Raw genomic sequence first — 25,475 nt, forward strand, 5'->3', positions numbered from 1 at the left:
CCCATCCGCAAGGATGCTGGGCGCCATCGCGGCTACCGCGGTCGGTGAGGGCCAACGACGTAGGAGTGTACGTGTTCCGTCGCCGAGCGTCGAACAGGTACCTGCGGGGCGGTCCTGGCCAGGGGTCGGCGCCGTGGTTTCCGGGGCCCGTGCGGGGCGGCGCGGATACGGTCCGTAAACCCCGGTGCCCTGCGACACGGCGGTCTGGGAACATGCCTCCATGACCGCTGCGACTCCCTCTGCACAGTCCCCCACCGAACGACGCGTATCGGCGCGGGTCGGCTCGATCTCCGAGTCGGCGACGCTCGCCGTGGACGCCAAGGCGAAGGCGCTCAAGGCCGCGGGGCGGCCGGTGATCGGCTTCGGCGCCGGCGAGCCCGACTTCCCGACGCCCGACTACATCGTCGAGGCGGCGGTCGAGGCCTGCCGCGACCCGAAGAACCACCGCTACACCCCGGCCGGCGGCCAGCCCGAGCTGAAGGCCGCCATCGCCGCGAAGACGCTGCGCGACTCCGGTTACGAGGTCGAGGCCTCGCAGGTGCTGGTCACCAACGGCGGCAAGCAGGCCATCTACGAGGCCTTCGCCGCGATCCTGGACCCGGGCGACGAGGTCATCGTCCCGGCCCCGTACTGGACCACGTACCCCGAGTCGATCCGGCTCGCGGGCGGCGTGCCGGTGCCGGTGGTGGCCGACGAGTCCACCGGCTACCGGGTCACCGTCGAGCAGCTCGAGGCCGCGCGCTCCGAGAAGACCAAGGTGCTGGTCTTCGTCTCGCCGTCCAACCCGACCGGCGCCGTCTACCCGCGCGAGCAGGTCGAGGCCGTCGGGCGCTGGGCCGCCGAGAACGGCCTGTGGGTGCTGACCGACGAGATCTACGAGCACCTGGTGTACGGCGACGCCCGGTTCAGCTCGCTGCCCGTCGTGGTGCCCGAGCTGCGCGACAAGTGCATCGTCGTGAACGGCGTGGCCAAGACGTACGCGATGACCGGCTGGCGTGTCGGGTGGATCATCGGCCCGCAGGACGTGGTCAAGGCCGCGGCCAACCTGCAGTCGCACGCCACCTCCAACGTCAGCAACGTCGCGCAGCAGGCGGCGCTCGCCGCGGTCTCCGGCAGCCTGGACGCGGTCGAGAAGATGAAGGAGTCCTTCGACCGGCGCCGTCGCACGATCGTGCGGATGCTGAACGAGATCGACGGCGTGGTGTGCCCCGAGCCGGAGGGCGCCTTCTACGCGTACCCGTCGGTGAAGGGCCTGCTGGGCAAGGAGATCCGGGGCAGGCGCCCGGCGACCAGCGTGGAGCTGGCGGAGCTGATCCTGGAGGAGGCCGAGGTCGCGGTGGTGCCGGGCGAGGCCTTCGGCACGCCGGGTTACCTGCGGCTGTCCTACGCGCTCGGCGACGAGGACCTGGCCGAGGGCATCTCGCGGATGCAGAAGCTGCTGGCCGAGGCGCGCGACTGAGCGTTTCCCCCGCTGCCTTTTTCGGGCGGGCACCTGCCAACTCGGCGGGTGCCCGCCCGAGTTCGTGTTCGGGCAAGGGCTCGTTCGGGGAAGCGCCTTCCGGTGTGCGCGGTGCGTGCGGCAGGATCTTCGGATGGAAAGCGTCCGTGACCTCCGTGATCTCCATGAGCTGCCGAAGGCCCATCTGCATCTGCACTTCACCGGATCGATGCGGTCGGGAACGCTGCTGGAGCTCGCCGACAAGTACGGCGTCCACCTGCCCGAGGCGCTGAGCGGCGGCGAGCCGCCGAAGCTGCGCGCCACGGACGAGCGCGGGTGGTTCCGCTTCCAGCGGCTGTACGACATCGCCAGGTCCTGTCTGCGGGAGCCCGACGACATCAGGCGGCTGGTGCGGGAGGCCGCAGAGGAGGATGTGCGGGACGGTTCGCGCTGGCTGGAGATCCAGGTGGACCCGACCTCGTACGCGCCCCGGCTGGGCGGTCTGACGCCCGCGCTGGAGATCATCCTGGACGCCGTGGAGCTGGCGTCCCGCGACACAGGGCTGGGCATCCGCGTCCTCGTCGCGGCCAACCGCATGAAGCACCCGCTGGACGCCCGTACCCTCGCGCGGCTCGCGGTGCGCTACAAGGACCGCGGGATCGTGGGCTTCGGGCTCTCCAACGACGAACGCCGCGGGTTCGCACGGGACTTCGACCGGGCGTTCACCATCGCGCGCGAGGGTGGCCTGCTGGCGGCGCCGCACGGGGGCGAGCTGAACGGCCCCGGGAGTGTGCGGGACTGCCTGGACGACCTGTGCGCGCAGCGCGTCGGGCACGGCGTGCGGGCCGTCGAGGACCCGCGGGTGCTGTCGCGGCTCGCGGAGAGCGGCGTGACCTGCGAGGTGTGCCCGGCCTCGAACGTGGCGCTCGGCGTGTACGACAAGCAGGAGGACGTGCCGCTCAGGAAGCTGTGGGACGCCGGGGTGCCGATGGCGCTGGGCGCCGACGACCCGCTGCTGTTCGGCTCGCGCCTCGCGGCGCAGTACGAGATCGCGCGCGCGGCCCACGGTTTCACGGACGGTGAGCTCGCCGAGCTCGCGCGGCAGTCGGTGCGGGCCTCCGCGATGCCCGAGGACGTGCGGGCCGGCGTGCTGGCCGACATCGACGCGTGGCTGGCCGGCCCGGGCACCGAGGGCTAGCACCTCCCGTACGGGCCCGCCGCCTCCCGCCTGCGGCTTCGCGTCCTGCGTACGGCGTTGTCAGTGGCGGCGGCTACGGTGGGTGGCCGCAGTGCGGAGGTGGACGAGCGGTGGCTGAGCGTACGGATTCGGGGCGTACGGAGCCGGAGGGTGCGGGGCCCGGGACGGCGGGCGCGGGACGTCCGGCGGCCGCGCGCACCCGCAATCCGCGCGGTCAGGGCGACCGGCTGCGCGAGGAGCTGCTCGTCGCCACCGAGCGGCTGCTGGAGCAGGTCGGCAGCGAGGACGCGCTGTCGCTGCGCGCCGTGGCGAGAGAGGCGGGCATCGCGGCGCCGAGTATCTACCGGCACTTCTCGGACAAGACCGAGCTGGTGTGGGCGACGCTCGCGGTGAGCTACGACCGGCTGGCCGAGGCCATGCAGGCGGCGGACGCCGCGGCGCCCGAGGACGACCCGGTGGACAGGCTGCGCGCGCAGTTGCGCGCCTATTGCCGCTTCGCGACCGAGCACCCCGCCAAGTACCGCCTGATGTACGCCACTTCGCAGACCCCCGTGGGCCCCGAGCGGCTGCCGGAGCATCCGGCCCGGGTGCTGGTGCAGGGGTGGAAGCGCGCGCTGGAGCGCTGCGAGGAGGCCGGCTTCCGGGTGCGCGCCTCGCCCCAGGAGGCTCCGTACGTGCTCTGGTCCGCCGTGCACGGGCGGGTGTCGCTGTGGCACGTGATGCCGCGGCGCAAGGATCCGGCGCGGCTGGACGCGTTCGTGGACGAGCTGCTGGGGCTCCTGCTGGAGGGCTGAGCTCCCCCTTTCTTTTTCCAACTCCCGTTCCGCTCTGCCCTTTTTGGCGCGCTTTTGCGCTGATCTAAAGGCTGCTCTGCCCTTCCCCGGCGAGGTGTACCGTCGCGATACATGCGTAAGCTAACGCGTGTTAGTTCAGCCTCCGAAGGAGCGGCATGACCACCACCGAACCCGTCTCCGGTTTCGCCCCGCTGCCCGTGGAACCGCCCGCCGGCTGCCCGTTCGACCCTCCCGCCGGGCTCGACCGCCTGCGTACCGAGGAACCGCTGTCCAAGGTCTCGCTGCCCGACGGCAGTTGGGCCTGGCTGGCCACGCGGTACGCGGATGTGCGGGCGATCCTCGGGGACCAGCGGTTCAGCTCCGACACCACCAGGACGGGCTACCCGCTGAGCGGCATGACCGGCGGCGCGCGCGCCGGTTCCGCGCCCGTGCGCGGCTTCATCCGCATGGACCCGCCCGAGCACACCCGGCTGCGCCGCATGGTGACCAGGGACTTCATGGTCAAGCGGGTCGAGGCGATGCGCCCCACGCTCCAGCAGCTCACCGACGAGCTGTGCGACGCGATGGAGCGCGCCGACCGGTCCGAGCACCCCGTCGACCTGGTGCAGGCGCTCGCGCTCCCGCTGCCCTCGCTGGCCATCAGCCTGCTGCTCGGCGTCCCGTACGAGGATCACGAGCTGTTCCAGCGGCTGACCGGGCGGCTGCTCTCGCGGGAGATCGACGAGGACGAGCGGCAGGTCGCGCGCGGCGAGCTGAGCGCGTACCTGAACGGCCTGGTGAACGCGAAGCGCGAGCAGCCCGGCGACGACATCCTCAGCAGGCTCATCACCGAGCGCGAGGCGAACGACGAGCTCGGCCACGAGGAGCTGGTCGCCTTCGCCGCGCTGCTCCTGGTCGCCGGGCACGAGACGACCGCGAACATGATCGGGCTCAGCGCGCTGACCCTGATGCGGGACCCTGAGACGGCTGAACTGCTGCGGCGGGACCCGTCGTTGATCCGCGGCGCCGTGGAGGAGCTGCTGCGCTTCCACAGCATCATCAGGAACGGGCCGCGGCGCGCCGCCACCGAGGACGTGGAGATCAACGGGACGGTCATCCGCGCGGGTGAGGGCGTGATCGTCGCCGTTCCCTCGGCCAACAGGGACGAGGAGACCTTCGCCGAAGCCGACCGGCTCGATGTGTGCCGGCCCAACGCGCAGCACCACGTGGCCTTCGGCTACGGCATCCACCAGTGCCTCGGGCAGGCCCTCGCGCGGGCCGAGCTCCAGGTGGTGATCGGCACGCTGCTGCGCCGGTTCCCGGGGATGCGGCCCGCCGCCCCGCTGGACGAGGTGCCGTTCCGCACCGACATGGCCATCTACGGCTGCCACGCACTGCCGGTCACCTGGTGAGGGTTCGCCCCTCCGCTCCCCCAGCCCCACGGCTCCCGCACCCTCAGCATCACTCGAAGGAGAACCCCATGAAGATCACCCTTGACGCCGACAAGTGCTGCGCCGCCGGGCAGTGCGTGCTCATCGCGCCCGAGGTCTTCGACCAGCGCGACGAGGACGGCATCGTCGAGCTGCTGGACGCGGCGCCGCCGGCCGAGCAGCACGACGCGGTGCGCGAGGCGGCGGCCATCTGCCCCGCGGCCGTGATCGAGATCGCCGAATGAGCGCGGGCCGGACGGCCACGGCGGGCCCCGGTACGGGTACGCGGAGCAGCGCACGGATCACGGTCGTCGGTGCCTCGGCCGCAGGACTGGCCGCGGTGGAGGCCCTGCGGCGCGCGGGCTGGGACGGCGCGATCACCCTCGTCGGCGACGAGCCGCACCTGCCCTACGACAGGCCGCCGCTGTCGAAGCAGCTACTCAGCGGCGCGTGGGAGCCCGGTCGGCTCGCGCTCAGGGACGCCGAGAAGCTCGCCGCGCTGGACCTCGACCTCCGGCTCGGCACCCGCGCGACCGCGCTGGACGCGGGGGCGCGCAAGGTGAGCCTGGACGACGGCAGCGTGCTGGAGTGCGCCGGTGTCGTGATCGCCACGGGGGTACGGGCCAGGCCGCTGCCCGGAGACGGCGACCGGGACAACAGCGGCAGTGGCGACAGCAGCGGCGGAGCGCTCCTGCTCCGCACCCTCGACGACGCGCTCGCGCTGCGGGAACGGCTGTCCGCACCAGGGCGCCGGGTGGCCGTCGCCGGCATGGGCGTGCTCGGCGCCGAAGCCGCCGCCGTCGCACGGGAGCTGGGCCACGAGGTCACCCTTGTGGGATCGGGCACCGTACCCATGGAAGGCGTGCTGGGCACCGAGGTCGGCGCCCTCCTCGCCGAGGCGCACCGGAGCCACGGGGTCGAGCTCCGCGGCGGACGGCGGGTCGTGGGCCCCGTACACACATCGCCCCAGGGTGAGGGCGACCCTTACGGCTCCCCCTACGGGGTCCGGCTGGACGACGGTTCCGTGGTGGAGGCCGACACCGTGCTGGCCGCCGTCGGCTCCGAGGCGGCGGTCGACTGGCTGGAGGGATCGGGCCTGGACGCCGGCGCCGCGGCGGGCGTGGGCTGCGACGTGTACTGCGCCGCGGCGCCCGGCGTCTACGCGGCGGGCGACGTGGCCCGCTGGGAGCACCGGACGCTGGGGCGCGCGCTGCGGGTCGAGCACCGGATGAACGCCACCGAGCAGGGCATGGCCGCCGCCCGCAACCTGCTCGCCGAGCTGGATCCCGAACGCTTCGGTGAGCGCCGGGAGTTCACGCCCGTGCCGTACTTCTGGTCCGACCAGTTCGGCCTCAAGCTCCAGTCGTACGGGCACCTCACCGGGAACGCGGGCCGCACCGAGGTACGGGTGCTCGGCACGGACCCGCTCAGCGCCGTCGCCCTCTACGGGGAGGGCGGCCGCGCTCTCGGGGTACTGGGCATCGGCATCGCCCCACGCCAGATGCGGGGGCTGCGGGCACTGGTGGCCGAGCAACGGGAGTGGAAGGCCGCGGTGAACGAGCTGCCGACCCCCTAGGGGGAGGGTGGCCCCTAGGGGCAAGGCCCACCCCGGGAGACCCCTACGGGCAGGGACCCCTTAGGGGCTCAGCCCCCGATCCCGCCCAGCACCGTGTCCACCAGCGACACCGCGAACTCCTCCAGCCCCTGCTCCTCCTTCCCCGTCGTACGGGCGAAGTCGCTCACGAAGGCCCGCTGCGCACAGGCGCCCAGCAGCAGGGAGGCCGCCGCCTCCGGGTCGGCGTCCGGGCGCAGCCGTCCCGCGCCGCGCTCCCTCCTGAGGTAGTCGGCGAGGCTCCGCACGGGCGTCTCGGGCCCCGCGCCCATCTCGGCGACGGCCTTGTAGTGCCGCTCCTTGAGCCGGGGCTCGGCGTAGAGGGAGGCCGCGATCGGCACGGAGCTCTCGTAGAAGAGGGCGGCCTGGCGCACGACCTCCAGCAGGTTCTCCCGTACGGGGCGCGCCTCGGGGTCCTCCGCGCCCCCGGGGCCGCACTCGCCCGGCCGCCTCGCCGGCGCCGAATTGAGCTCGTCCAGCAGCGGGTTGAGGCGCGGCAGCCGCTCCTTGAGCACCTGCACGAACAGCTCCTCCTTGCTGGAGAAGTGCTTGTAGAGCGCGGCCTCCGAGCAGCCGGCCGCGCGCGCGATCTCCTTGGTGGTGGCGCGCGCCAGGCCGATGCCGCGCATGAGCTGCTCCGCGGCATCGAGGATGCGGGTACGCGTTGACTTTCCGGTGAGCATTCACTCACCCTAGTGGTAAGTGAATGCTCACCCACTAGGGGGAACGCCATGCGCTACACCGTCTTCGGCGCGACAGGCGGCACGGGCAAGGAGCTGGTCCGTCAGGCACTGGACGCCGGACACCAGGTCACGGCTGTCGTACGGGACCCGGCTCGGCTTCCCGTGCGGCACGAGCGGCTGGATGTGGTGACCGCCCAAGTCACCGGCCCCGACACGGACTTGGACGCGCTGCGCGGCGCGGTCGAGGGCAGGGACGCGGTGTTCTCCGCGCTCGGCCCGCCCGACAGGAAGCCGACGACCGTCACCTCGGAGGGCGTGCGCACCATCCTGCGCGCCATGGAGGCGACGGACGCGCGGCGCTTCCTCGCGGTGAGCGCCGCGCCGCTGGGCCGGCCGGCCGAGGACGAGAGCCTCCTCACACGCCGGCTGGTGCTGCCGGTCATCAAGCGCGTGTTCCGGCAGGTGTACGCGGACCTCGCCGTCATGGAGGAGGAGATCCGCGGCAGCGCGACCGAGTGGACCGTCGTACGGCCGCCGATGCTGCTGGACAAGCCGGTGACCGGCGAATACCGGACCTCGACCGGCGCCAACGTGCGCGGCGCGCAGAAGGTCGCCCGCGCCGACCTGGCCCACGCGATGCTGGCGATGACCGAGGACAAGGCCACGTACAAGCAGGCGGTGTGCGTGGCCTATTGAGGCCGGCCGAGACCGGCGCCGAGGACCCCAGCGCTGGAGACTCCGACGCCGGGGACCCCGCTCAGAGGCTGACGCCCACCGTCACCGGTTCGTTGACGAGCGTCACACCGAACGCCTCGTACACGCCCGCGCGCACCTCGCGCGCGAGGGCGAGCAGGTCCTCGGTGGCGGCGTCGCCGCGGTTGGTGAGTGCCAGGGTGTGCTTGGTGGAGATCCGTACAGGACCCTCGCCGTACCCCTTGGTGAAGCCCGCCTTGTCGATCAGCCAGGCCGCCGAGGTCTTGGTCAGCCCCTCCCCCGCGGGGAAGGCGGGCGCGGCCACATCCGCGCCGAGCCGCTCGGTGACCCGCGCCGTGAACGCCTCGAACTCGGCGTCGCTCAGCACCGGGTTGGTGAAGAAGGAGCCGGCCGACCAGGTGTCGTGGTCCTCGGGGTCCAGCACCATGCCCTTGCCGGCGCGCAGCTTGAGCACCGTCTCCCGCGCGGTCGCCGCGGGCACCCGGTCGCCGGGCTCGACCCCCAGGACCCGCGCGGTCTCCGCGTACTTCAGCGGAGCGGACATCCCGCCCGCGTCCTCGAGACGGAAGCGGACCCGCAGCACCACATGGCGCTCCGGGTCGGCCTTGAAGCGGCTGTGCCGGTAGGAGAAGCCGCACTCCTCGTTCGTCAGCGTCACCGTCTCGCCCGCGCGCCGGTCGTACGCGACGACCTCGGTGATCGTGGAGGAGACCTCCTGCCCGTACGCGCCGACGTTCTGGATCGGGGTGGCGCCCGCCGAACCGGGGATGCCCGCCAGGCACTCGATGCCCGCGAGGCCCGCCTCGACCGAACGGGCAACGGCGTCCGACCAGTTCTCGCCCGCGGCGAGCTCCAGCGTCTCGCCGTCGAGGGCGAAGCCCGAGGTGGCGATGCGCAGCGCGGTGCCGGGGAAGCCCGCGTCCGAGATCACGAGATTGCTGCCGCCGCCGATGAGCAGCAGCGGAGTGCCGCTCTCATCGGCCTCCCGCACCGCGGCGATCACTTCGTCGTCGGTGGCGGCGGTCACCAGCCGTGCGGCGGGACCGCCGAGCCGGAAGGTGGTCAGCGGGGCGAGGGGGGCGTCGTTACGTTCCTGCACGCGCTCAAGAGTACGAGAGGGCGCGTGCGGACCCGCCGCGCGCACACCCCGTACGCCTCGTACCCCTCGTACGTCCGGTGCGTCCCGTGCTTCCCCGGCGGGAGCCAACGGGCCGTCAGGCCAGCCGGACCACGGCGCGGGACATGCCCAGCACCTTCTGGCCCGCGCTGGTCGCGGTCAGGTCGACGCGCACGGTGCGCGCCTCGTCGTCGAGCTTCTCCGCGACCTTGCCTGAGACCTCGATCACGGCGCCCTTCTCGTCGTCCGGCACCACGACCGGCTTGGTGAAGCGCACTCCGTACTCGACGACGGCGCCCGGGTCGCCTGTCCAGTCGGTGACCACGCGGACCGCCTCGGCCATGGTGAACATGCCGTGCGCGATCACGTCGTCGAGCCCGACCTCCTTGGCGAACCGCTCGTTCCAGTGGATCGGGTTGAAGTCGCCGGAGGCGCCCGCATAGCGCACCAGGGTCGCCCGGTCCACGGGGAAGGACTGCGCGGGCAGCTCGGTGCCCTTCTCCACGTCCGCGTACGCGATCTTCGCCGTCATGCCTCTCACGCCCCCTCGGTCGCGGGGTCGGCCGCCCGCGAGACCAGCTTCGTCCAGGCGGTGACCACCAGCTCGCCCGACTCGTCGTGCACCTCGCCGCGCACGTCGAGAATGTCGTTCCCCGCGAGGGACTTCACGCCCTCGATGTACGAGGTGACGGTCAGCCGGTCGCCGGCGCGCACCGGGCGCGCATAGGCGAACTTCTGATCACCGTGCACGACCCGGCTGTAATCCAGCCCCAGTTGCGGGTCCTGAATGACCTGCTGGGCGGCCTGGAAGGTGATGGAGAACACAAAGGTCGGCGGGGCGATCACATCGGGGTGGCCCAGCGCCTTCGCCGCTTCCCTGTCGGTGTAGGCGGGATTTCCGTCGCCGACGGCCTCCGCGAATTCGCGGATCTTCTCCCTGCCCACCTCATAGGGACGGGTGGGCGGATAACTCCGCCCGACGAAGGACTGGTCGAGCGCCATGGGCGCAGCACCTCCTGCGGCTGGTGAGGAATGCGGACTGCGGAATACACAGCGGAACATCTGCGGGAAACCGGAGGCGGAATGCGCGCTTCACCGGGCCCGTCAACACGTCGAGGCCACCCCCGGCTACGGGGATGGCCTCGGCTGAGCGCTCTGCTTCAGCGCGTCTCGCGGTGCGCGGTGTGCGCGTTGCAGCGCGGGCAGTGCTTCTTCATCTCAAGACGGTCCGGGTTGTTACGCCGGTTCTTCTTGGTGATGTAGTTCCGCTCCTTGCACTCCACGCAGGCCAGCGTGATCTTCGGGCGGACGTCGGTGGTAGCCACGCGAGTGCTCCTTGACGAACGGATGGATCGAACACAGAAAGAGTAGCCGATCGGAGGACCGAGCCTACAACCGGCTACTGTCGGTGAAGTAGCGGTGACCGGACTTGAACCGGTGACACAGCGATTATGAGCCGCTTGCTCTACCGACTGAGCTACACCGCCGCGATGCGGCGGCCCCCGTCTTCCGACGGGTGACCTCTCACATCAGAGCCCCAAAGCGGAATCGAACCGCTGACCTTCTCCTTACCATGGAGACGCTCTGCCGACTGAGCTATTGGGGCGAGCGATGAAGACATTACACGCTTGGCCGCCGAAGGTGAAATCGGTATGGGCGCGGCCCTCGCCACCTCCGCTTCCCGCGCACCGCAGTGTCTCTCAACTGCCCCGCACACCACACCAGTACGACTATTCGGCTCCTCCTCGCCGGTGCACCCGACCCGTCCTAGGCTCGTTCCGCATCGCGTGATCTTGACGCGCGCCCCGCGCGGCACGCGCACCGCGCGGAGGCACCGCCGCGCCGCGCGAGCACCACGCACCGCGCACCGCCCGCCGAACCACCGAGCCCGAGCCGGGGAGTCCGATGGCCGACAGCCCGCCCCAGGAACCGACCGCTCCCCCGCTGCTGCTCTGCGGGGCCCGCCTCGCCGACGGCCGCACCGTCGACGTACGGATCGGGGGCGGGCGGATCGAGGCGGTCGGCACCGAGGGCAGCCTCGCGCCGGGCCAACTGCCGCCCGAGGGTGCCAGGGTCGATCTGTCCGGCTATCTGCTGCTGCCCGCGCCGGCCGAGCCGCACGCGCACTACGACACCGCGCTGACCGCCGAGCGCCCCGGGCCCGCGGGACCGCCGGGCGCGGCGCCCGAGGAGATCCAGCAGCGCACCACCGAGGCCGCGCTGCTCCAACTCGGCCACGGCGCCACCGCGTTGCGCACCCATGTGCACATCGGCGACGTGGCCGGGCTGAGCGCGCTGGAGGCGGTGCTGCGCGCCCGGCACACGCTGTACGGCCTCACCGAGCTGGAGGCCGTCGCCGTGCCGCGGCTGCTCACCGGGGTCGCGGGGGCCGAGGGCCTGGCCATGCTGCGGGACGCGGTCAAGGCCGGGGCCACGGTGGTGGGCGGCTGCCCCGACCTCGACCCGGACCCCGGCGGCTATGTGGACGCGGTGCTGGAGATCGCCGCTGACCACGGCTGCGCCGTGGACCTGCACACCGAGGGCGACGAACCCGCGCGGCTCGCCCGCCTGGCCGCGGCCGCCGGAGGGCTGCGGCCCGGCGTGACGATCGGGCCGTGCGGCGGGCTCGCGCGGCTGCCGCAGGAGGCCGCGGCCCGCGCCGCCGACCAGCTCGCCGCCGCGGGCGTCACCGTGGTCTGCCTGCCGCAGGGCAACTGCGGCGCGCTGGACCGCCGTTCACCGGGCGCCGCCTCAGGGGTGCCGCCCGTACGGCTGCTGACCTCCGCCGGAGTGCCCGTCGCCGCGGGCAGCGGTGCGCTGCGGGACGCCGCCAACCCGGTCGGCAGGGGCGATCCGCTGGGCGCCGCCTATCTGCTCGCCTCGCGCGGGGAGGCACGCCCCGAGACCGCGTACGAGGCGGTGAGCGCCGGTGCGCGGGCCGCGATGGGGCTTCCCGCCGTACGGGTCGAGGCGGGCTTTCCGGCCGAGCTGCTGGCGGTGCGCGGGACGGACGTCGCCGGCGCGCTCTCGCTCGCGTACAGCAGGGTCGTGGTGCACCGCGGGCGGGTGGTCGCGCGGACCAGCGCCGTACGGGAGTTCTGCGATCTCAGCGCGGCGGGCGAGCTCGACCTGCCGCGGCAGGCGCAGGGCTGAACCCGCTCCCCGCGCGGTGAACGGCCGGGGCGGGTCGTACGGCTGACGTGTCGGCAGGCGTACGGTCGGTGACATGCGCACTGTTATCGCTGGTGGACATGGTCAGATCGCGTTGCGGCTGGAGCGGCTGCTCGCCGGGCGCGGAGACGAGGTGGCGGGCATCATCCGGCGCCCCGAGCAGGCGAGCGATCTGCTCGCGGCGGGCGCCGAGCCGGTGGTGTGCGACCTGGAGTCGGCCTCCGTGGAGGAGGTCGCGAAGCATCTGGAGGGCGCGGACGCCGCGGTCTTCGCCGCGGGCGCGGGCCCGGGCAGCGGCGCCGGGCGCAAGGAGACGGTGGACAGGGACGCCGCGCTGCTCTTCGCCGACGCGGCACAACGCGCGGGCGTACGGCGGTTCCTGGTGGTCTCCGCCATGAACGCGGACGCGCACCTGGAGGGGACGCCCGAGGGCATGGACCCGGTCTTCGCCACGTACCTGCGGGCCAAGGGCGCGGCCGACGACGCCGTGCGCGCCCGCGACGACCTCGACTGGACGGTGCTGCGTCCGGGGCGGCTCACCGACGACACCGGGACGGGCCTCGTACGGCTGGGCGAGCGGACCGGGCGGGACGAGGTGACCCGCGACGACGTGGCAGCGGTGCTGGTGGCCCTGCTGGACGCGCCGGGCACGGCGGGCCGGACCCTGGAGATGATCGGCGGCGGGACGCCGATCCAGGAGGCGGTCGCGGCGGTGAGCGGCTGAGCGGCGCCGGCTCACGGGGCACGGACAGACCCGGGCACAAAGAGAAGGCCCCCGACTCGTGGAGTCGGGGGCCTTTTCCCAGTCTGTGGCGGCGCTAGGATTCGAACCTAGGAAGGCTGAGCCGGCAGATTTACAGCGGGCCGCGTCTAACCGTCTCGACCTGCATGTTCCCTTCACTCTTAACCCCGTGGGGGACAAGTGGGGGAACAGTACCTCGATCCCCCACCGTTTCAGTGGTCAGATGCAAGCGTCTCTCGCACAGCGGCCACGAAGGCGAGCCTGTTGTTGCCCACGCTCTCGGACTTGGCGTCACAGTCCTCCTGATGCTCTCTGACGGCTGCAGAATCACCGTCCGCCTGGACACCGGGCCAAGTACGTATCGAGCGGCCGGACACGCCCACTGCCGCGACGAGCTGCCAAGCCTTATCAAAGAGGCTGTCGGGGCCCCACAGTTGCAACTGGGCAGATGCAACAGTCAGGTCTGTGACAGCAGCATCAAACGCTTCAATCGCATCTTCCGAAACCGGTGAGTTGCGCCCGATCTGTGCCGTAACAGGGGCCATCAGCAACATGCACGTGTCGAGCGCCTCCATGAAGCCGACACACGCTTGCTTTCTTTGTTCACGGACCCAGTGACGATGCTCCGCCTGCGACTGCTTTTCCACCTGGGTCTGTGCAGCTTCGATTGTCTTCTCAGCTCCGATACGAGCGCCGTAGGCAGTCGCAAGTCCACCGATGCCAGCACCTACGAGGCCGGCGGCGCCAGCAAGCAGTCCAGCCAATCCCTGATCCATACCGCCCTCTCGCCCAGAGGCTTGCGATCTTCCCCGCCTCATGCCCGCGGGTGCGCTTGCCTGACGTGTCGTGCCCCGCACAACTATGACTGGAGGCCCCGATTGACAGCACTGCCTTGCTCTCCCCCTCCCCGTTACGCTGGCACGCACCAGTCGACGACCCGGGAGGGCTCTCCGAGCATGGGACCGCAGTCCACAGAGGCGTACTACACGATCCGAGGGTGGATTGATTCTGGAGAGCTGAAGCCTGGACAGAAGATCCCCAGCGAGCGCGAACTGGAGGCCATCCTTCCCGTAAGGCGGACGGCACTGCGCCAGGTCTTGGCGCGTCTCGTCAGCGAGGGGTTGCTAGAGGTCTTCGGCCGTAGCTCGTACCGCGTCGCCGGGGGAGTCAGCGTCAAACGACCCACGGGCGTGCAGCCGTGGAAGATCCACGGTGAGCGGAGTGTCTACGAAAATCGGTGGGTGAACCTCGACCTCGTCGATGTCGACCCACCCGGCGCAAAGCGGTTCGAGCACCACGTCGTGCGACTGCATCACGTCTCCATCGCGGCTGTTGTCGACGACAAGGACCGGGTGCTGATGCTGTGGCGGTACCGCTTCGTGCCGCAGGTGTTCGGCTGGGAGCTCCCCGGGGGCATCGTGGACCCTGGTGAAGACCCGAAGGCCACCGCGGCCCGCGAGGTGGAGGAAGAGACCGGCTGGCGTCCGGGGAAGCTAAAGCACATCTCGACGTTCCAGCCCATGATCGGGATGGTCGATTCTCCGCACGAGGTCTACATCGGCCGTGGCGCCGAGCGCATCGGGGAGCCGACCGACGCCGAGGAGGCCGGCCACGTCGAATGGGTGCCGCTCAGCGACGTGCGCGGACTCATGGCCCAGGGCGAACTCATGGGCGCCGGCACGCTCGTTGCCCTCAACTACCTGCTGGCCAACCGCGGGCAGCTTCCCCCGCCTACGAGCGAGGCTGAGTAAGCAGGTCGACACGTCGCTGCTGACGTACGGAGCCGGTCCGCTTCGCCAGTAGTCGCGCCTGCCGGAGATGCTGCTGCGCCTGGTCGGGCTCGCCGCGTGCAAGGTGGGCTTGGGCGAGGTCGCAGCGCACGCCAGCCTGTGCTCGGACGAAGGTCGGGTCAACAGCTTCGAGCGCGTCGTACAGATTGCTCACCGCTTCGTCGTCGCCGAGCAGGGCCAGTACGTTGCCACGCCATCGGGTCATGTGGCCGTGGTTGAGGAAGACGCTGAGCAGGTCGGGGTCGCGTGTCTCCCCATCTTCCGGGAGGCACGCGGCTGCCCTTTCCAGCGCGCGACGGCAATCGTCGGGCATACCGGCCTTCGCGCAGAGCTCCGCTTCGGCAGCGTGTAGCCAGGCCCGGAGCCGCAGTGACAGTCGCTCTCCGCCGGTCTCACGCGCATACCGGACGAGCGATACAGCGTCGTCTACGCGGCCGGCTTCCCCGAGCACGTACGCCTGCTCCCCCGTGGCGTGTGCGAGGTACATGGGGGCGTCGGCCTCTTGAGCAGCGCGCTTCGCCAGTTCGTACCGCCGCCAGGCCCTTTCCACGAACCCGCCATCAAGGGCCTGCCACGCTGCGAGTGAAGCGGCGCCGGTCAGCGCGAGAGCTACCGGCTTCCGGGTATCCGGAAGAACGGCGAAGGTGAGCGCTTCTTCAAGGGTGGAGAGGTGGTTGCCCATCTGGTCCACCAAGCTCGCCGCGCCCATCTGGCGGTCCATGGTGCGTAGCAGCTCCGTCTGGTCCTCGAACGTCTTCACCATGGACTGGCTCACGCTGCGGGCCGAGTCGATGCGGTCGAGTAGATCGTCATAGCCGTCGGTGGACGGCGGCTTCATCGGTTCTGAGATGAGCTGTTGCCCCCTCAGTTCCGCATCTGTGACGCCTAGAACTGCGCGAAGGATCTTGGCGTACCTGTCATTGATCTTGCGCCCCTTTTCGTTCTCCCACTCTGAGACGTAGACCTTCAGGCTCGCCGTGCTGGCCACCTCGATTCCGTGCTTTCGCGCGTGCACCTCGATCGCGTGAACGAGCCGATCCTGCGACATGCCCTGCGCTTCTCGCGTGGCGCGTAGTGCGTTGCTCATGTGCTTCGTCCTCGGCCTTGCTTCGGTGCTGCCTTCAGCAGCATGCCCTACATATGCGCAGGTCGTCAGGGGTTAACAGCTCTCTTAACTCCTCTCACATGAACCTCTGTTGGCTACCGCGGCCCCCTCACCAGGGCTTTCTCTGGAAGTGCGCCGAAGTTGAGCGGCAACGAGGAATCACCTCAGACGCTTGACTCTGGTGCGCACCAGATGCATTCTACTGGTGCGCACCAGACGAAGCCCTCGGTTTCGACGGTGCGGAGCAGAAGGCGGGGACGCTGCAATCCCGCTGAAGGCCAGGGGACAGGGCTACGGCCCGACTGGCGAGGTGGCCCGGTGACCGCGAGCAACGGCCGGAGGGTGGGGGACACGAGCCCCCCTTGCAGTGCACGTACTGGAGTCGAGCTGAGAGGAGTCGCCGCACGTCGAAGCGCCGAAGAGGTACTTCCGCTCCCCACCGATCACCAGGCAGAACCGAGTCACTACCGGAGGCACGTATGTCCCGCACCCCCGATCAGATCGTCGATGACGCGCTGGCCGCCGTGGAACGCCGCACGGCCGAGATCGTGCAGGAGCGCGAAGCCCAGCGGCAGGCGGTCGACGACGCGCTGGCGAAGGTCAACGCCCGCACCGAGGAGATCCTGCGCAACCGCTGAACCTCGACCCAACTGACATATGGCGCGGCCCCGGTGCTGGAACACCGGGGCCGCTGTCGGGTCGCCACCCATGCTGAGAGGAACACGACCCATGCAGTACATCGGCACTGTTCAGGCGGCTGTTACCGCCGCCGATCCCGACCGCGAGCCGACGGCCGCGGAACTGGACGCCATCGAGCGCGAGATGCCCGTCATCACGGCGGACGTCGAGCTGCTGGACGCGCACATCACCACCCTCGACCGCACCCCGTCGGAGCTGGACCGGCAGCGCATCCGCCGCGCCCAGCGCCGCCTGCTGGCCGCCCGCCGGGACCTGGCCAACCAGACCACCGAGGCCACCGGGGGTGCGGCATGAGCGCGGTGACGGACGCCAAGTCTGAGGTCAAGGCGGAGATTGCCCGCACCGACACCAAGGCATCACTGTTGCTCGCCTTCAACGGTGTCGCGCTGGCCGGCGTGTGGAGCCTGGGATCGCAGCCGTGGGTGCCGCTGGCCGCCCGGTTCGCCGGCGGCGTGGGGCTGGCCATGCTGCTGGCCTCGGTGACGCTCCTGCTGCTCGTGGTCCGGCCCCGGATCTCCCCGACGGCCGCGCAGGTCGGCTTCCCGCGCTGGGCCGAGCTGACCGCCGAGGAGCTGACGGAGGAGCTGGCCCGCGACTGCACGGCCGCCCACACCGTGGCGCTCTCCCGGATCGTGGTGGCGAAGATGCGCGGCCTCCAGGTCGCGGTGAACCTCACCCTCGCCACCGGCGGCCCCCTGCTGCTGGCCGCCCTCCTCACCGCCGGGGGTGCGGCATGAAGAGCACGTCGCCCACCGGGCTTCCCCTCTTCCTCATCCTCGTCGGTGCGCTGCTCATGGCCGCGGCCGTCACCGCCCGGTACGTGACCGGCCGCGAACGGCTCCTCGTCCTCGTCGCCGTCGGCGGCGCGGTGCAGTTCGCCGGCTGGGTTCTGTTCTGGTTCCGACTCGGCAAGCAGCGGGGGCAGCGATGACCACGACAGCTATGGCACCGGAGCTTCTGCCCGAGCAGCGGCCGACGTTGGAGACGCCCCTCACCCGCGTGCAGACCCGCTTGGGGACGGCGTATCACGAGGCCGGGCATGCGGTGTTGTCGATGGCCTACGGGCTGTATGTGCAGTCCAGCGAGGTCATCGACCAGGACACCGACGACGGCGGCTGGCTGCTCACCGGCATCACCTACCTGACCGTGGACACCGTGCCGCCCTGGCAGTTCGCCGCGCAGGCCGCTGCCGGCGAACTCGCCCACGCCCACCACCTGCTGCTCTCCGGTCTGTGGACCCCGCAGGCCGCCGCCGCGTGCGCGGCTGAGCACGACCGGGACCAGGCCATCGCCATCCTCGGCCAGCTCGGCCACCGGCTCGGCCGCGACCACGTGCCCGCGGGCGGCAAGTCCTGGGGCATGGTGCGCGGCATGGCCCGCCGCAAGGTCACGCGGCTGTGGCCGCAGATCCGCGCGGTAGCCCACGCCATGAACATCCACACCGTGCTGAGCGGCGAGGACATCGCCGACCTCACGGGACTCACCAACACTCCGATTCAGGCGGTGGCTGCATGAGCGACAACGTCGAGACCATCCGCTACACCGCCGATGTGGTGGCGGTGACCGAGGACGGTCGGGTCCTGCTGATCGAGCGGGGCTGGCCGCCCCACCAGGGGCAGTTCGCGCTGCCGGGCGGTCACGTCGACCCCGGCGAGACCTCCCGGGCGGCGGCTGCGCGGGAGCTGGAGGAGGAGACCGGCGTCGCGGTCGCCCCGGACGACCTGACTCTGATCGGCGTCTATGACCGCCCCGACCGCGATCCGCGCGGGCGGTACGTCAGCGTCGCGTACGCGGTCACCGTCCCCGCCGACACTGTGGCACGGGCCGGGGATGACGCCGCCGCCGTGCGGTGGGTCCCGCTGGACGCGCCGGGTGAGGGCCTGGCGTTCGACCACGGCGAGATCCTGCACACCGCATGGCGGCAGCGGCTCGCCGCCGGATACGCCCGTCAGGTCGCGGCCGAGACCGGCACCGGCCGGTGCGGTGCCGCGCACCCCGGTGACCCGAGCGGCTGCAAGGGTCCGGTCGCGGTGACCGTCGTGGACCGCTCCGGGGCCGGGGCGGACGGCTGCGAGCACCACGCCGCGCGCATGCTCGCCTCGCTGAACGGGGCCCGGGTCTACGCCCTCCCCGACGCCCCGGACGGCGCGGCCATCCGCACCTTCAAGGCGGCGGGCACCCTGCCGCCCTACGCCTGGCTCCAGCCCACCACCCCCGACCCGCACCAGGCGAGGAGGCAGTGATGAGCACCCGTCAGGAGGCGGTCGCCGCGCGGCATGCGGCGGTGGCCGAGCTGTGCGCAATGAACGACCGCGGCCTCACGCTGCACTGGCGGCTGGTGTCGCTGGACTACCAGCCCGGCGTGGCCCTGGTCTGCGAGAGCCCCGAGCACGGACGCCTCTACGAGGGCACACCGCACGAGGTGCGGGACGAGGAGGGCGTCTACGACTGCTGCCCCTGGCCGCAGCTCGAAGTCGGCACCCCCGCACTGGCCCACTACCTGCTCACCCTGCTGAACGCGCATGCGGGAGGTGCACTGTGAACTGGCAGCAGCACGCACGCAACGCCAAGACCGTGGGCCCGGCCGTGGCCATGACCACCGTGTCCATGGTGCTCACCCTGGCCGTGGTGGTGATGTGGCTCGGGGCCGTGACGCCCTGGCCCGTCGCGCTGCTGGTCGGCCTCGGACTGGACGGGGCCTGGCTGGCCACCCTCGCCTACGAACGCCGCCTCGCCGCCCAGGGCGACCACAGCACTCCGGTGACCGTGGTCGGCTGGGTCTTCGGCGCCATCGCCTCCGGCGTGCTGGTCGCCCACGCCCTCACCGCCGAGACATCGGTGGGGGCGTGGCTGGCGGTGGCATGGCTGCCGCTGGCGGCCAAGGCACTGTGGCTCGTCCACACCCTGTGGGAGCGCACCGCCCTCACCGCATCCGCGCTGGAGGCCATCGCGGGCATCCAGCAGGAGGCACGGGACGAGGCGGCCGTGGCCCGCGCCCGGCTGCGCGCCGAAGCAGGCTCGGAGGAGACCCGGCTGACCGCGGTCACCGCGGCCGGTGCCCGGGTCGCGAGGGTGCAGGCGAAGACCGCCACCACCCTCGCCGAGGCGTGGTCGACGCTGGAATCGGCCCGCGAGCGCGAGGACACCGGCAGGGCGCTGACCAGCGTGACGACCCCCGTCACACCCGGCGTCACACCCCGCTGGGAACTCCCGGTGTGGGGGCCGACCGAACCCGTACCCGCACTGGAGGCGGCGCCCGAGCCCCCCGACGAGGCGCTGGACGCTCTCGTGGATGAGATCCGCCGCAGCGAGACGCCCCCGCTCTCCTACCGGCAGATGGCGGGTCGCTTCCGGGCCGCCGGACACGCCGCCTCCGAGGTGAACCTACGGGCCGCCTGGAAGCGCGTGGCCGCCTGATGTTCGGCGACGACCCCACCGGCGCCACCTACGGCATACCCACCTTCCCCTGGGGCCTGGCCCCGGAGGGCTACGCCACCCGCCGTCAGTTACGCGCCCGCGGCCTGCGGCCCGGCGGTCAGCCCGTCGTCGCGCAGGTCCTCCGTGCCCGGCATCGGCGGGCGCCGCTGGTGGCCTACCTCTACCGCATCGACGCCGCGAAGCCGGTCCGGCCGATGACGCCGGGCCGCGCCCGCGCGCTGGCCGCGGCGATGACCGCGCGCCGCACCTGCCCCAACTGCGGCACAGACGCGGGCTACTGCATCCCCGCCTCACTCGGCATGTGCGTGACCTGCGCCTACCCGCCTGCCGTGCAGGCCGCTGCCTGAACCCCCTGACAGGAGTCCTCCATGAGCGAGATCGAGAGGGCGAGCAGAGAGGCGGTGGACGCCGCCCGGCAGGGCGACCAGTTCGCCCTCGTGCTCGCCGCCATCCAGGCCGCACAGCAGCCCCAGACCGCCCCGCCCCGGCAGCCGCCGCCCGCACCCCGCGGAGCGGCCGGCAAGTGGGTCGCCCTCGGCGTCGCCGGCACCTTCCTCGCGATGGCACTGGCGGTCTCCATGGTCGCCTTCGCGATCGGCGCCGTGTCCCTGACCGTGTGCCTGCTGGTGCTGCGCTCGGTCTTCACCCAGATCAGCAAGGAGAAGTGAGCATGCCGACCGGATACAGCTACACCCGCGCCGAGAAGAGCAAGCGGGCCCGCCTGCTGGTCAAGGGCGCGCACAACGCCTACGGCGACACCGCCAAGGTCGAAGCCGAACTCGACCGCATCGACCGGGACGCCGCGGACCGCTACCAGCGCGAGATGCAGGCGTACGAACGCCAGCTCTCCACCGCGAAGGACGAGGCGGCTGCCGCGAAGGTCGCCGAACGCGCCGCACCCCGCGACGAGCGGGACACCGCCCGCGAGCGGCGCAAGGCCGCGGAGAAGCGGCTGCGTGAGGCCGAGCGCGCCCGGCCGTGACGCCCCGGGGCGACCGCCGAGCCTGCCAGCCATACCGGTCGCCCCGAGCCCTCCGGCCCGCCCTCAGACGAGACAGGAGAAGTTCCATCATGACCGACGTTGCGACGGAGACGCCCGCCCTGGGCACCGTGCACGACCTCGACGAACACCGCGCCACCCGGGAAGAGACCACCCCGACGGTGAGCCTGGTCAAACAGGCCGCCCCCGAGACCGAGACGCCGACCGGTGAGACCCCGCCGGAGGCCGTGGACCGGCCGGACAACCCCCTCGCAGACTGGCTGACGGTGCCGGATACGCCGGTGCTGCCCGCCTGGGCCCGCTCGCTGGCCTCGATCAAGGCGAATGTGACCGCGCTCGGGCGGCTGACGTGGTGGCACACCCGCTACCACGGCGTGAGGGTCCCCAAGTACCTGATGAAGGCCATGCTGCTGGCCTGCCGCGGCTTCTTCCGCGCCTGCAAGGGGCTGTGGCCCACGCTGTCCGCGCAGGACCACACCAGCGTGGTGAGGGCCCTGCGCGCGCAGACCAAGGCCCGTCCGGAGGATGTGGAGCTGGCCGCCCGGCACCAGATCGCGCACGCCATCCGCACCCGCACCCGCCGGTGGCGCTTCGGCGCCGCCGCCATCGCGGTGGCCGCCGCCGCGATGGGGGTGTGGCTGGCCCCGCCACTCTTCCAGGCCGGGGTCGCCGCGGCCGTGGTCACCCCGCTCGCCTACCTCGGCCGCGGCAAGGACACCCAACTGCTCGACCAGGGCGCCCCACCGCTGCGGGTGGACATGTCCGCCCAGCAGCTCAACGACGCCCTGCGCGCCGCCGGGCTGCTCAAGAGCGGCAAGGGCGACGAGGACGGCCCCAAGGTCACCTGCGTCATGGGCCCGGTCCGCGACGGACGCGGCTGGGCGGTCGTCTTCGACCTCCCGCGCGGCGGCGGCAAGACCGCCTCGGACGTGCTCGCCAAGCGCGAGGTCCTGGCGCAGGAACTCGGCGTCGATGAGATTCAGGTGGTCATGTCCCGGGTGCGGGCCGCGAAGGGCGGCAACGCCGGGCGCGTGTCGATGTGGGTGGCCGACGACGACCCCTACCTGGCCGAGCCCACCCCGTCCCCGCTGGCGCGTATGGAGCGGTTCTCCATCTGGGACGCAGTCCCGTTCGGGCAGGACGCCCGCGGCAACCGCATCGACGTGCCCGTGGTGTGGCAGTCGATGTTCTTCGGCGGGCTGCCGCGCCGCGGCAAGACCTTCACCCAGCGCCTGATGACCGCGGCCGGCCTGCTCGACCCGTGGGTGCGGCACTACGTCGCGGACTTCAAGGGCGGGCAGGACTGGATGGGCATGCGGCACGTCGCCCACCGCCTCATCCTCGGCGCCGAACAGGACGCCATCGACGCCTTCAAGGCCATACTCAAAGAGCTGCTGGCGGAGATGGAACGCCGCTTCGCACTCTTCCGCGGCCTGCCCACCTCCATCTGCCCCGAGGGCAAGCTCACCCCGCAGATCATCGAGAAGTACAAGATGCCGTTCATCTTCGTCACCGTCGATGAGCTGCAAGAAGCCTTCCTCGCCATGGACGACAAGGAACGCGAGGAAGTCGTCGACGACCTCGGTCGCATCGCCCGTCGCGGCCCGGCCGCCGGGTTCATCTCCAACTACGCCAGCCAGCGCCCGGACGCGAAGTCCGTGCCGACCAAGCTGCGGGAGATCATCACCATCCGCTGCTGCACCCAAGTCACCGACAAGACCAGCTCCGACATGGTCCTCGGCTCCGGCAAGGCCGCCATGGGCGCCGACGCCTCGCTGCTCTCAGAGGACCACAAGGGCGTCACGGTGCTGGTCACCGGGCCCGCGTCGTACGCCACGGTGAAGAACGACATGCTCACCACCGCGGAGTTCAACTCCCTGTGCCTCAAGGGCCGCGCACTGCGCGAACCGCTCGGGCAGATCACCGGGGACGCCGCCGGCGACGTGACCGCCCAAGCCGACCAGGCCGGAGTAGTCATCGCGCCGGTGCTCTCGGACTGCCTGGACGTGATGCGGCACGCTGACCGCATGCACACCACCGTCCTCCTGGACCGGCTCGTGAACGCCGACGAGGACCGCTACGGCGACTGGGACGCCGAACGCCTGGCCACCGAGCTGGAGACGGCCGGCGTCGAGCGCACCACCCGGCAGGTCAAGGTCGGCGGGAAGAACCTCGCCGGATGGCGCCGCTCCGACCTGGAAGCCGCGGTGCCCGAGGAACTGCTCCTCGCCGCCCGCGAGACGGGGCCGGTAGAGGCCACCCCCGCTACCAACCCCGCCTCCTGACCCCGGTTCGTCCCCCGCTACCCGCACCCCGCGAGTAGCGGGGGAGCACTACCCCGGTAGATCCACCGGTAGAGGCGGCCTGACCTGCGAAGTAGCGCCCCGTAGAGGGGGTTCCGGCCCTCCGGCCACATCCCCTCTCCAGCCCTCGTTTCGTACACCGGGGCGGCCCCTCACGTTCGGCGTAAGGGACCGCCCCGGTGTACCAGCCTCGACAAGCTCAGGTGGCGAGGGGGAAGCCGTCGAATCCCTCGTCAGTCTGCGTCACCAGCGCGATGTTCTCCGTCACTAGCAGCTCCCGTACATCGTCGCTGGGTGCCTCCGGCAGCAACACAGCAAGCCGAAGGCCGTCGGGGACTTCCAGATGCCGGCGATAGTCCAAGAGCTGCCCGATCGCGAAGCGCACGGCGTTGCGGGTCGCTCGTCCTTTCGCTTCGTAGAGCACGTTGTCAGTGACGTCGTATACGTCCGGGATGAGGGCACCGACTTCGCCCTTGACGGTGATCTGGAAGCTCTTGAACGTGTGGCCTGCCGCAGACAGGTACTCCTCAAAGGCCGTGACCAACTGGCCTTCCCGACGCACGACCTGACGTTCTCCACCGGGGACATTGGCGACAGTGTTCTTGGTGGAGTGCTTCTCCGTCTTCTTGTCTTTGACCCCCGTCGTTGTGGCCTTCTGCTTGTCGGCGGAGGGAGCGGACTTCGGACTCGTCGGCAGTTCGACCACCTTGCTCACGGTGGCCGGCATCGCCACGTCCTCGTCCGTGAGTGACCACGTCACTCCCGGGGCGGGGCGGAACCGGAAGACGAACACGCGACGCATCACACCGTCTGAGCCTGGCGCGTGCCGTTCCACGTAGGGAAGCACCGGGTCGACTACGGCCCGTCCAACGAACCGCTGGCGCATCCCACCCTTGACGGCACCCTTCTTACCGACTGAGACGAAGAGGAGCACTGCGCGCTCATCAGCAGTGCTCTCCAAGATGGCCTTGTTGCCCGACGTCATCTTCTGGTCGCCGGATGCACCTTCGCCGGTGTACAGGAAGAGCGGGCCGTACTCGTCATCGTCAACCTGACCATCGAAGGTGTAGCCGTACTTCACCCCCTGCGAGGGGTCTGAATAGACCAAGACCGTCTCGCCGTTCGCCGGGGTCTGGATACCTCCCTGAATGGCACCGCCCAAGAGCTTCTTTACCTCGGTGCGGGTCGTGATCATGCCCGGAGTCAGGTCGTCAATCGCCATGGCCGCAACCTATCCGGCCCCACCGACAGCACCTCGTGTCGCCCATATACCGGCAAGTAAGGGCGGCCCCACGTCTCGCCAAAGATCCCGGGGCCGCCCGTGTCACCAGCAACTCCAAAAGAGCACCGGAGGTTTCCAGCATGACCCAACCCACTGACATCCGGCGAGCCTCCGCCGGGCGATCCCCGCGTCCTGGTGGCGCCATGACCGCCGGACTGCTGCATACCGGGCTGGAGTTGGCGGCGGCCGGAGTGCCGGTGCTGCCCCTCTCCCGCGGCAAGATTCCCTTCGGTAACTGCCCCGCCTGCCGGGACAACGCCTGCGGCGGCCGGCCGAACATGAAGCACCAGGGCCCGTGCCGCTGCCCCGGCATCTGCCACGGCTGGGCCGCCGCCACCCGCGACACCCGCACCCTCCTGTCCCCCGCGTGGGAGCCGGCCTGGCGCCGCGTGGCAGGCCTGGCTTGGCACCCCGGCGGCGCCGGGCTGACCGTGGTGGACCTGGACGACGCCGACGCCATCGCCTGGGCCCGCGCCACACTGCCCGCCACCCGCACCGTGCCGACCACCCGCGGCCAGCACTGGATCTACCGCGGGACGATGCCGTCGGCCAACGGCGTGCGGCCCGGCGTCGACATCAAGTCCCTGATGCAGTACGCCCGCTGGATCTCCCCCGGCACCGGCACCATAACCGCCCTGCCGGACGCCGTGCGCGCACTGATCGTGAAGGAGTCCGCGCCGGTCCGGCCGGGGGCGCACAGCGTGTCTGTGCCGGGCGGGGGCGGGGAGTGCCGGCACCGCACGCCCGTCTACCTGGAGCGTGGCATCGCGATGGCTGAGCAGCGCATCACCGAGGCCCGCGAGCAGATTCACGCGACCGTCTATCGCACGTTCCTGGCCGTGCTGTCCGCGCACGGCCGGTGCGGCTGCCTCACCGACGCCCACGTCGCGCGGCTGTTCACCGCCGCGCAGGCCAAGGGCGAAACCGCCCGGCACTGCACCGATGCGTGGACCAACGCCCGTACCAAGTTGGGACTGTGA

Annotated in this window: 30 protein-coding genes, 2 tRNA genes and 1 pseudogene; 23 read left to right on the plus strand and 10 right to left on the minus strand. The window is 71.3% G+C overall.

The window, feature by feature from the left end:
- Positions 1 to 220 precede the first annotated feature (220 nt).
- From ABEE00_RS25720 to ABEE00_RS25745, 6 genes are all read left to right on the plus strand, one after another.
- A complete protein-coding gene (locus tag ABEE00_RS25720) occupies positions 221 to 1,459 on the plus strand; it encodes a pyridoxal phosphate-dependent aminotransferase (protein ID WP_345748038.1) in 1,239 nt (412 codons plus the stop codon).
- A gap of 133 nt (positions 1,460 to 1,592) precedes the next feature.
- Positions 1,593 to 2,636 carry an adenosine deaminase gene (locus tag ABEE00_RS25725; RefSeq protein WP_345748039.1) on the plus strand — a complete coding sequence of 348 codons (1,044 nt, stop codon included), beginning with the start codon at positions 1,593 to 1,595 and terminating at the stop codon, positions 2,634 to 2,636.
- 110 nt (positions 2,637 to 2,746) lie between these two features.
- Positions 2,747 to 3,430 (plus strand): TetR/AcrR family transcriptional regulator, encoded by a 684-nt coding sequence (locus ABEE00_RS25730; protein ID WP_345748040.1) that lies wholly within the window; start codon positions 2,747 to 2,749, stop codon positions 3,428 to 3,430.
- A 155-nt stretch (positions 3,431 to 3,585) separates the two neighbouring features.
- Positions 3,586 to 4,821, plus strand: coding sequence for a cytochrome P450 (locus ABEE00_RS25735; RefSeq protein WP_345748041.1), 1,236 nt, complete (start codon positions 3,586 to 3,588; stop codon positions 4,819 to 4,821).
- A gap of 68 nt (positions 4,822 to 4,889) precedes the next feature.
- Positions 4,890 to 5,084 carry a ferredoxin gene (locus tag ABEE00_RS25740; RefSeq protein ID WP_345748042.1) on the plus strand — a complete coding sequence of 65 codons (195 nt, stop codon included), beginning with the start codon at positions 4,890 to 4,892 and terminating at the stop codon, positions 5,082 to 5,084.
- A complete protein-coding gene (locus ABEE00_RS25745) occupies positions 5,081 to 6,415 on the plus strand; it encodes an NAD(P)/FAD-dependent oxidoreductase (RefSeq protein WP_345748043.1) in 1,335 nt (444 codons plus the stop codon). The genes ABEE00_RS25740 and ABEE00_RS25745 overlap by 4 nt, the downstream gene beginning before the upstream one ends.
- Before the next feature lie 68 nt (positions 6,416 to 6,483).
- Here ABEE00_RS25745 and ABEE00_RS25750 read toward each other — a convergent pair whose 3' ends face one another.
- Entirely contained in the window at positions 6,484 to 7,134 is a 651-nt protein-coding gene (locus ABEE00_RS25750; RefSeq protein ID WP_345748044.1) for a TetR/AcrR family transcriptional regulator, read from the minus strand.
- 48 nt (positions 7,135 to 7,182) lie between these two features.
- Here ABEE00_RS25750 and ABEE00_RS25755 point away from each other — a divergent pair, with 48 nt between their 5' ends.
- Complete coding sequence (locus ABEE00_RS25755) at positions 7,183 to 7,830, plus strand: NAD(P)-dependent oxidoreductase (protein WP_345748045.1); 648 nt, start codon at positions 7,183 to 7,185, stop codon at positions 7,828 to 7,830.
- 61 nt (positions 7,831 to 7,891) lie between these two features.
- On the opposite strand, the gene ABEE00_RS25760 is transcribed toward ABEE00_RS25755, so the two are convergent.
- From ABEE00_RS25760 to ABEE00_RS25785, 6 genes are all read right to left on the minus strand, one after another.
- On the minus strand, positions 7,892 to 8,947 hold the full coding sequence (locus tag ABEE00_RS25760) for a UDP-N-acetylmuramate dehydrogenase (protein ID WP_345748046.1): 1,056 nt from the start codon (positions 8,945 to 8,947) through the stop codon (positions 7,892 to 7,894).
- Positions 8,948 to 9,062: 115 nt separating this feature from the next.
- The gene (locus ABEE00_RS25765; RefSeq protein ID WP_345748047.1) at positions 9,063 to 9,497 is read right to left on the minus strand and encodes a MaoC family dehydratase; all 435 of its coding nucleotides are present in this window, start codon (positions 9,495 to 9,497) and stop codon (positions 9,063 to 9,065) included.
- A 5-nt stretch (positions 9,498 to 9,502) separates the two neighbouring features.
- Positions 9,503 to 9,967 carry a MaoC family dehydratase N-terminal domain-containing protein gene (locus ABEE00_RS25770; protein ID WP_345748048.1) on the minus strand — a complete coding sequence of 155 codons (465 nt, stop codon included), beginning with the start codon at positions 9,965 to 9,967 and terminating at the stop codon, positions 9,503 to 9,505.
- 158 nt (positions 9,968 to 10,125) lie between these two features.
- Positions 10,126 to 10,290, minus strand: a complete 165-nt coding sequence (gene rpmG / locus ABEE00_RS25775; protein ID WP_345748049.1) for a 50S ribosomal protein L33 — start codon at positions 10,288 to 10,290, stop codon at positions 10,126 to 10,128.
- 89 nt (positions 10,291 to 10,379) lie between these two features.
- Positions 10,380 to 10,452: transfer RNA gene (locus ABEE00_RS25780), tRNA-Met, on the minus strand.
- A gap of 46 nt (positions 10,453 to 10,498) precedes the next feature.
- Positions 10,499 to 10,571, minus strand: a tRNA-Thr gene (locus ABEE00_RS25785).
- A 299-nt stretch (positions 10,572 to 10,870) separates the two neighbouring features.
- Here ABEE00_RS25785 and ABEE00_RS25790 point away from each other — a divergent pair.
- Together ABEE00_RS25790 and ABEE00_RS25795 are read left to right on the plus strand one after the other, a co-directional pair.
- Complete coding sequence (locus tag ABEE00_RS25790; protein ID WP_345748050.1) at positions 10,871 to 12,118, plus strand: amidohydrolase family protein; 1,248 nt, start codon at positions 10,871 to 10,873, stop codon at positions 12,116 to 12,118.
- A 73-nt stretch (positions 12,119 to 12,191) separates the two neighbouring features.
- On the plus strand, positions 12,192 to 12,860 hold the full coding sequence (locus ABEE00_RS25795; RefSeq protein WP_345748051.1) for an NAD(P)H-binding protein: 669 nt from the start codon (positions 12,192 to 12,194) through the stop codon (positions 12,858 to 12,860).
- 230 nt (positions 12,861 to 13,090) lie between these two features.
- Here the strand turns inward: ABEE00_RS25795 and ABEE00_RS25800 are convergent, their stop codons facing one another.
- Positions 13,091 to 13,654, minus strand: a complete 564-nt coding sequence (locus tag ABEE00_RS25800; RefSeq protein ID WP_345748052.1) for a hypothetical protein — start codon at positions 13,652 to 13,654, stop codon at positions 13,091 to 13,093.
- Positions 13,655 to 13,834: 180 nt separating this feature from the next.
- On the opposite strand from ABEE00_RS25800, the gene ABEE00_RS25805 reads away from it, so the two are divergent.
- On the plus strand, positions 13,835 to 14,629 hold the full coding sequence (locus tag ABEE00_RS25805; protein ID WP_345748053.1) for an NUDIX domain-containing protein: 795 nt from the start codon (positions 13,835 to 13,837) through the stop codon (positions 14,627 to 14,629).
- Here the strand turns inward: ABEE00_RS25805 and ABEE00_RS25810 are convergent.
- Positions 14,610 to 15,755 carry an NsdA family TPR-like regulatory protein gene (locus ABEE00_RS25810; protein WP_345748054.1) on the minus strand — a complete coding sequence of 382 codons (1,146 nt, stop codon included), beginning with the start codon at positions 15,753 to 15,755 and terminating at the stop codon, positions 14,610 to 14,612. The genes ABEE00_RS25805 and ABEE00_RS25810 overlap by 20 nt on opposite strands.
- 497 nt (positions 15,756 to 16,252) lie before the next feature.
- Between ABEE00_RS25810 and ABEE00_RS25815 the strand changes: the two genes are divergently transcribed.
- From ABEE00_RS25815 to ABEE00_RS25870, 12 genes and pseudogenes are all read left to right on the plus strand, one after another.
- On the plus strand, positions 16,253 to 16,411 hold the full coding sequence (locus ABEE00_RS25815) for a hypothetical protein (RefSeq protein ID WP_345748055.1): 159 nt from the start codon (positions 16,253 to 16,255) through the stop codon (positions 16,409 to 16,411).
- A 91-nt stretch (positions 16,412 to 16,502) separates the two neighbouring features.
- Entirely contained in the window at positions 16,503 to 16,766 is a 264-nt protein-coding gene (locus ABEE00_RS25820) for a DUF6284 family protein (RefSeq protein WP_345748056.1), read from the plus strand.
- Positions 16,763 to 17,209, plus strand: coding sequence for a Pycsar system effector family protein (locus ABEE00_RS25825; protein WP_345748057.1), 447 nt, complete (start codon positions 16,763 to 16,765; stop codon positions 17,207 to 17,209). The genes ABEE00_RS25820 and ABEE00_RS25825 overlap by 4 nt, the downstream gene beginning before the upstream one ends.
- Positions 17,206 to 17,403, plus strand: a complete 198-nt coding sequence (locus ABEE00_RS25830) for a hypothetical protein (RefSeq protein ID WP_345748058.1) — start codon at positions 17,206 to 17,208, stop codon at positions 17,401 to 17,403. Before ABEE00_RS25825 ends, ABEE00_RS25830 begins: the two co-directional genes overlap by 4 nt.
- Positions 17,400 to 17,987: a hypothetical protein gene (locus ABEE00_RS25835; protein ID WP_345748059.1), complete on the plus strand. Its 588-nt coding sequence runs from the start codon at positions 17,400 to 17,402 to the stop codon at positions 17,985 to 17,987. Before ABEE00_RS25830 ends, ABEE00_RS25835 begins: the two co-directional genes overlap by 4 nt.
- Positions 17,984 to 18,388: pseudogene (locus ABEE00_RS25840) on the plus strand (NUDIX domain-containing protein); the annotation flags it as partial. The gene ABEE00_RS25835 and the pseudogene ABEE00_RS25840, both read left to right, overlap by 4 nt.
- A 326-nt stretch (positions 18,389 to 18,714) precedes the next feature.
- A complete protein-coding gene (locus tag ABEE00_RS25845) occupies positions 18,715 to 19,014 on the plus strand; it encodes a hypothetical protein (protein ID WP_345748060.1) in 300 nt (99 codons plus the stop codon).
- Between the two features lie 50 nt (positions 19,015 to 19,064).
- Positions 19,065 to 19,889 (plus strand): protein spdB, encoded by an 825-nt coding sequence (locus tag ABEE00_RS25850; RefSeq protein WP_345748177.1) that lies wholly within the window; start codon positions 19,065 to 19,067, stop codon positions 19,887 to 19,889.
- A complete protein-coding gene (locus ABEE00_RS25855; RefSeq protein ID WP_345748061.1) occupies positions 19,889 to 20,257 on the plus strand; it encodes an RRQRL motif-containing zinc-binding protein in 369 nt (122 codons plus the stop codon). Before ABEE00_RS25850 ends, ABEE00_RS25855 begins: the two co-directional genes overlap by 1 nt.
- Positions 20,258 to 20,278: 21 nt before the next feature.
- The gene (locus ABEE00_RS25860; RefSeq protein ID WP_345748062.1) at positions 20,279 to 20,578 is read left to right on the plus strand and encodes a hypothetical protein; all 300 of its coding nucleotides are present in this window, start codon (positions 20,279 to 20,281) and stop codon (positions 20,576 to 20,578) included.
- A 2-nt stretch (positions 20,579 to 20,580) separates the two neighbouring features.
- Entirely contained in the window at positions 20,581 to 20,892 is a 312-nt protein-coding gene (locus ABEE00_RS25865; protein WP_345748063.1) for a hypothetical protein, read from the plus strand.
- Between the two features lie 89 nt (positions 20,893 to 20,981).
- Positions 20,982 to 23,195 carry a P-loop NTPase family protein gene (locus ABEE00_RS25870; protein ID WP_345748064.1) on the plus strand — a complete coding sequence of 738 codons (2,214 nt, stop codon included), beginning with the start codon at positions 20,982 to 20,984 and terminating at the stop codon, positions 23,193 to 23,195.
- Between the two features lie 217 nt (positions 23,196 to 23,412).
- Here the strand turns inward: ABEE00_RS25870 and ABEE00_RS25875 are convergent, their stop codons facing one another.
- Positions 23,413 to 24,435, minus strand: coding sequence for an SRA domain-containing endonuclease (locus ABEE00_RS25875; protein WP_345748065.1), 1,023 nt, complete (start codon positions 24,433 to 24,435; stop codon positions 23,413 to 23,415).
- Positions 24,436 to 24,575: 140 nt separating this feature from the next.
- On the opposite strand from ABEE00_RS25875, the gene ABEE00_RS25880 reads away from it, so the two are divergent.
- On the plus strand, positions 24,576 to 25,475 hold the full coding sequence (locus ABEE00_RS25880) for a bifunctional DNA primase/polymerase (protein ID WP_451918664.1): 900 nt from the start codon (positions 24,576 to 24,578) through the stop codon (positions 25,473 to 25,475).

It is taken from the genome of Streptomyces odontomachicola (assembly GCF_039605595.1).
In the GTDB taxonomy this organism is placed as follows: Bacteria; Actinomycetota; Actinomycetes; order Streptomycetales; family Streptomycetaceae; genus Streptomyces.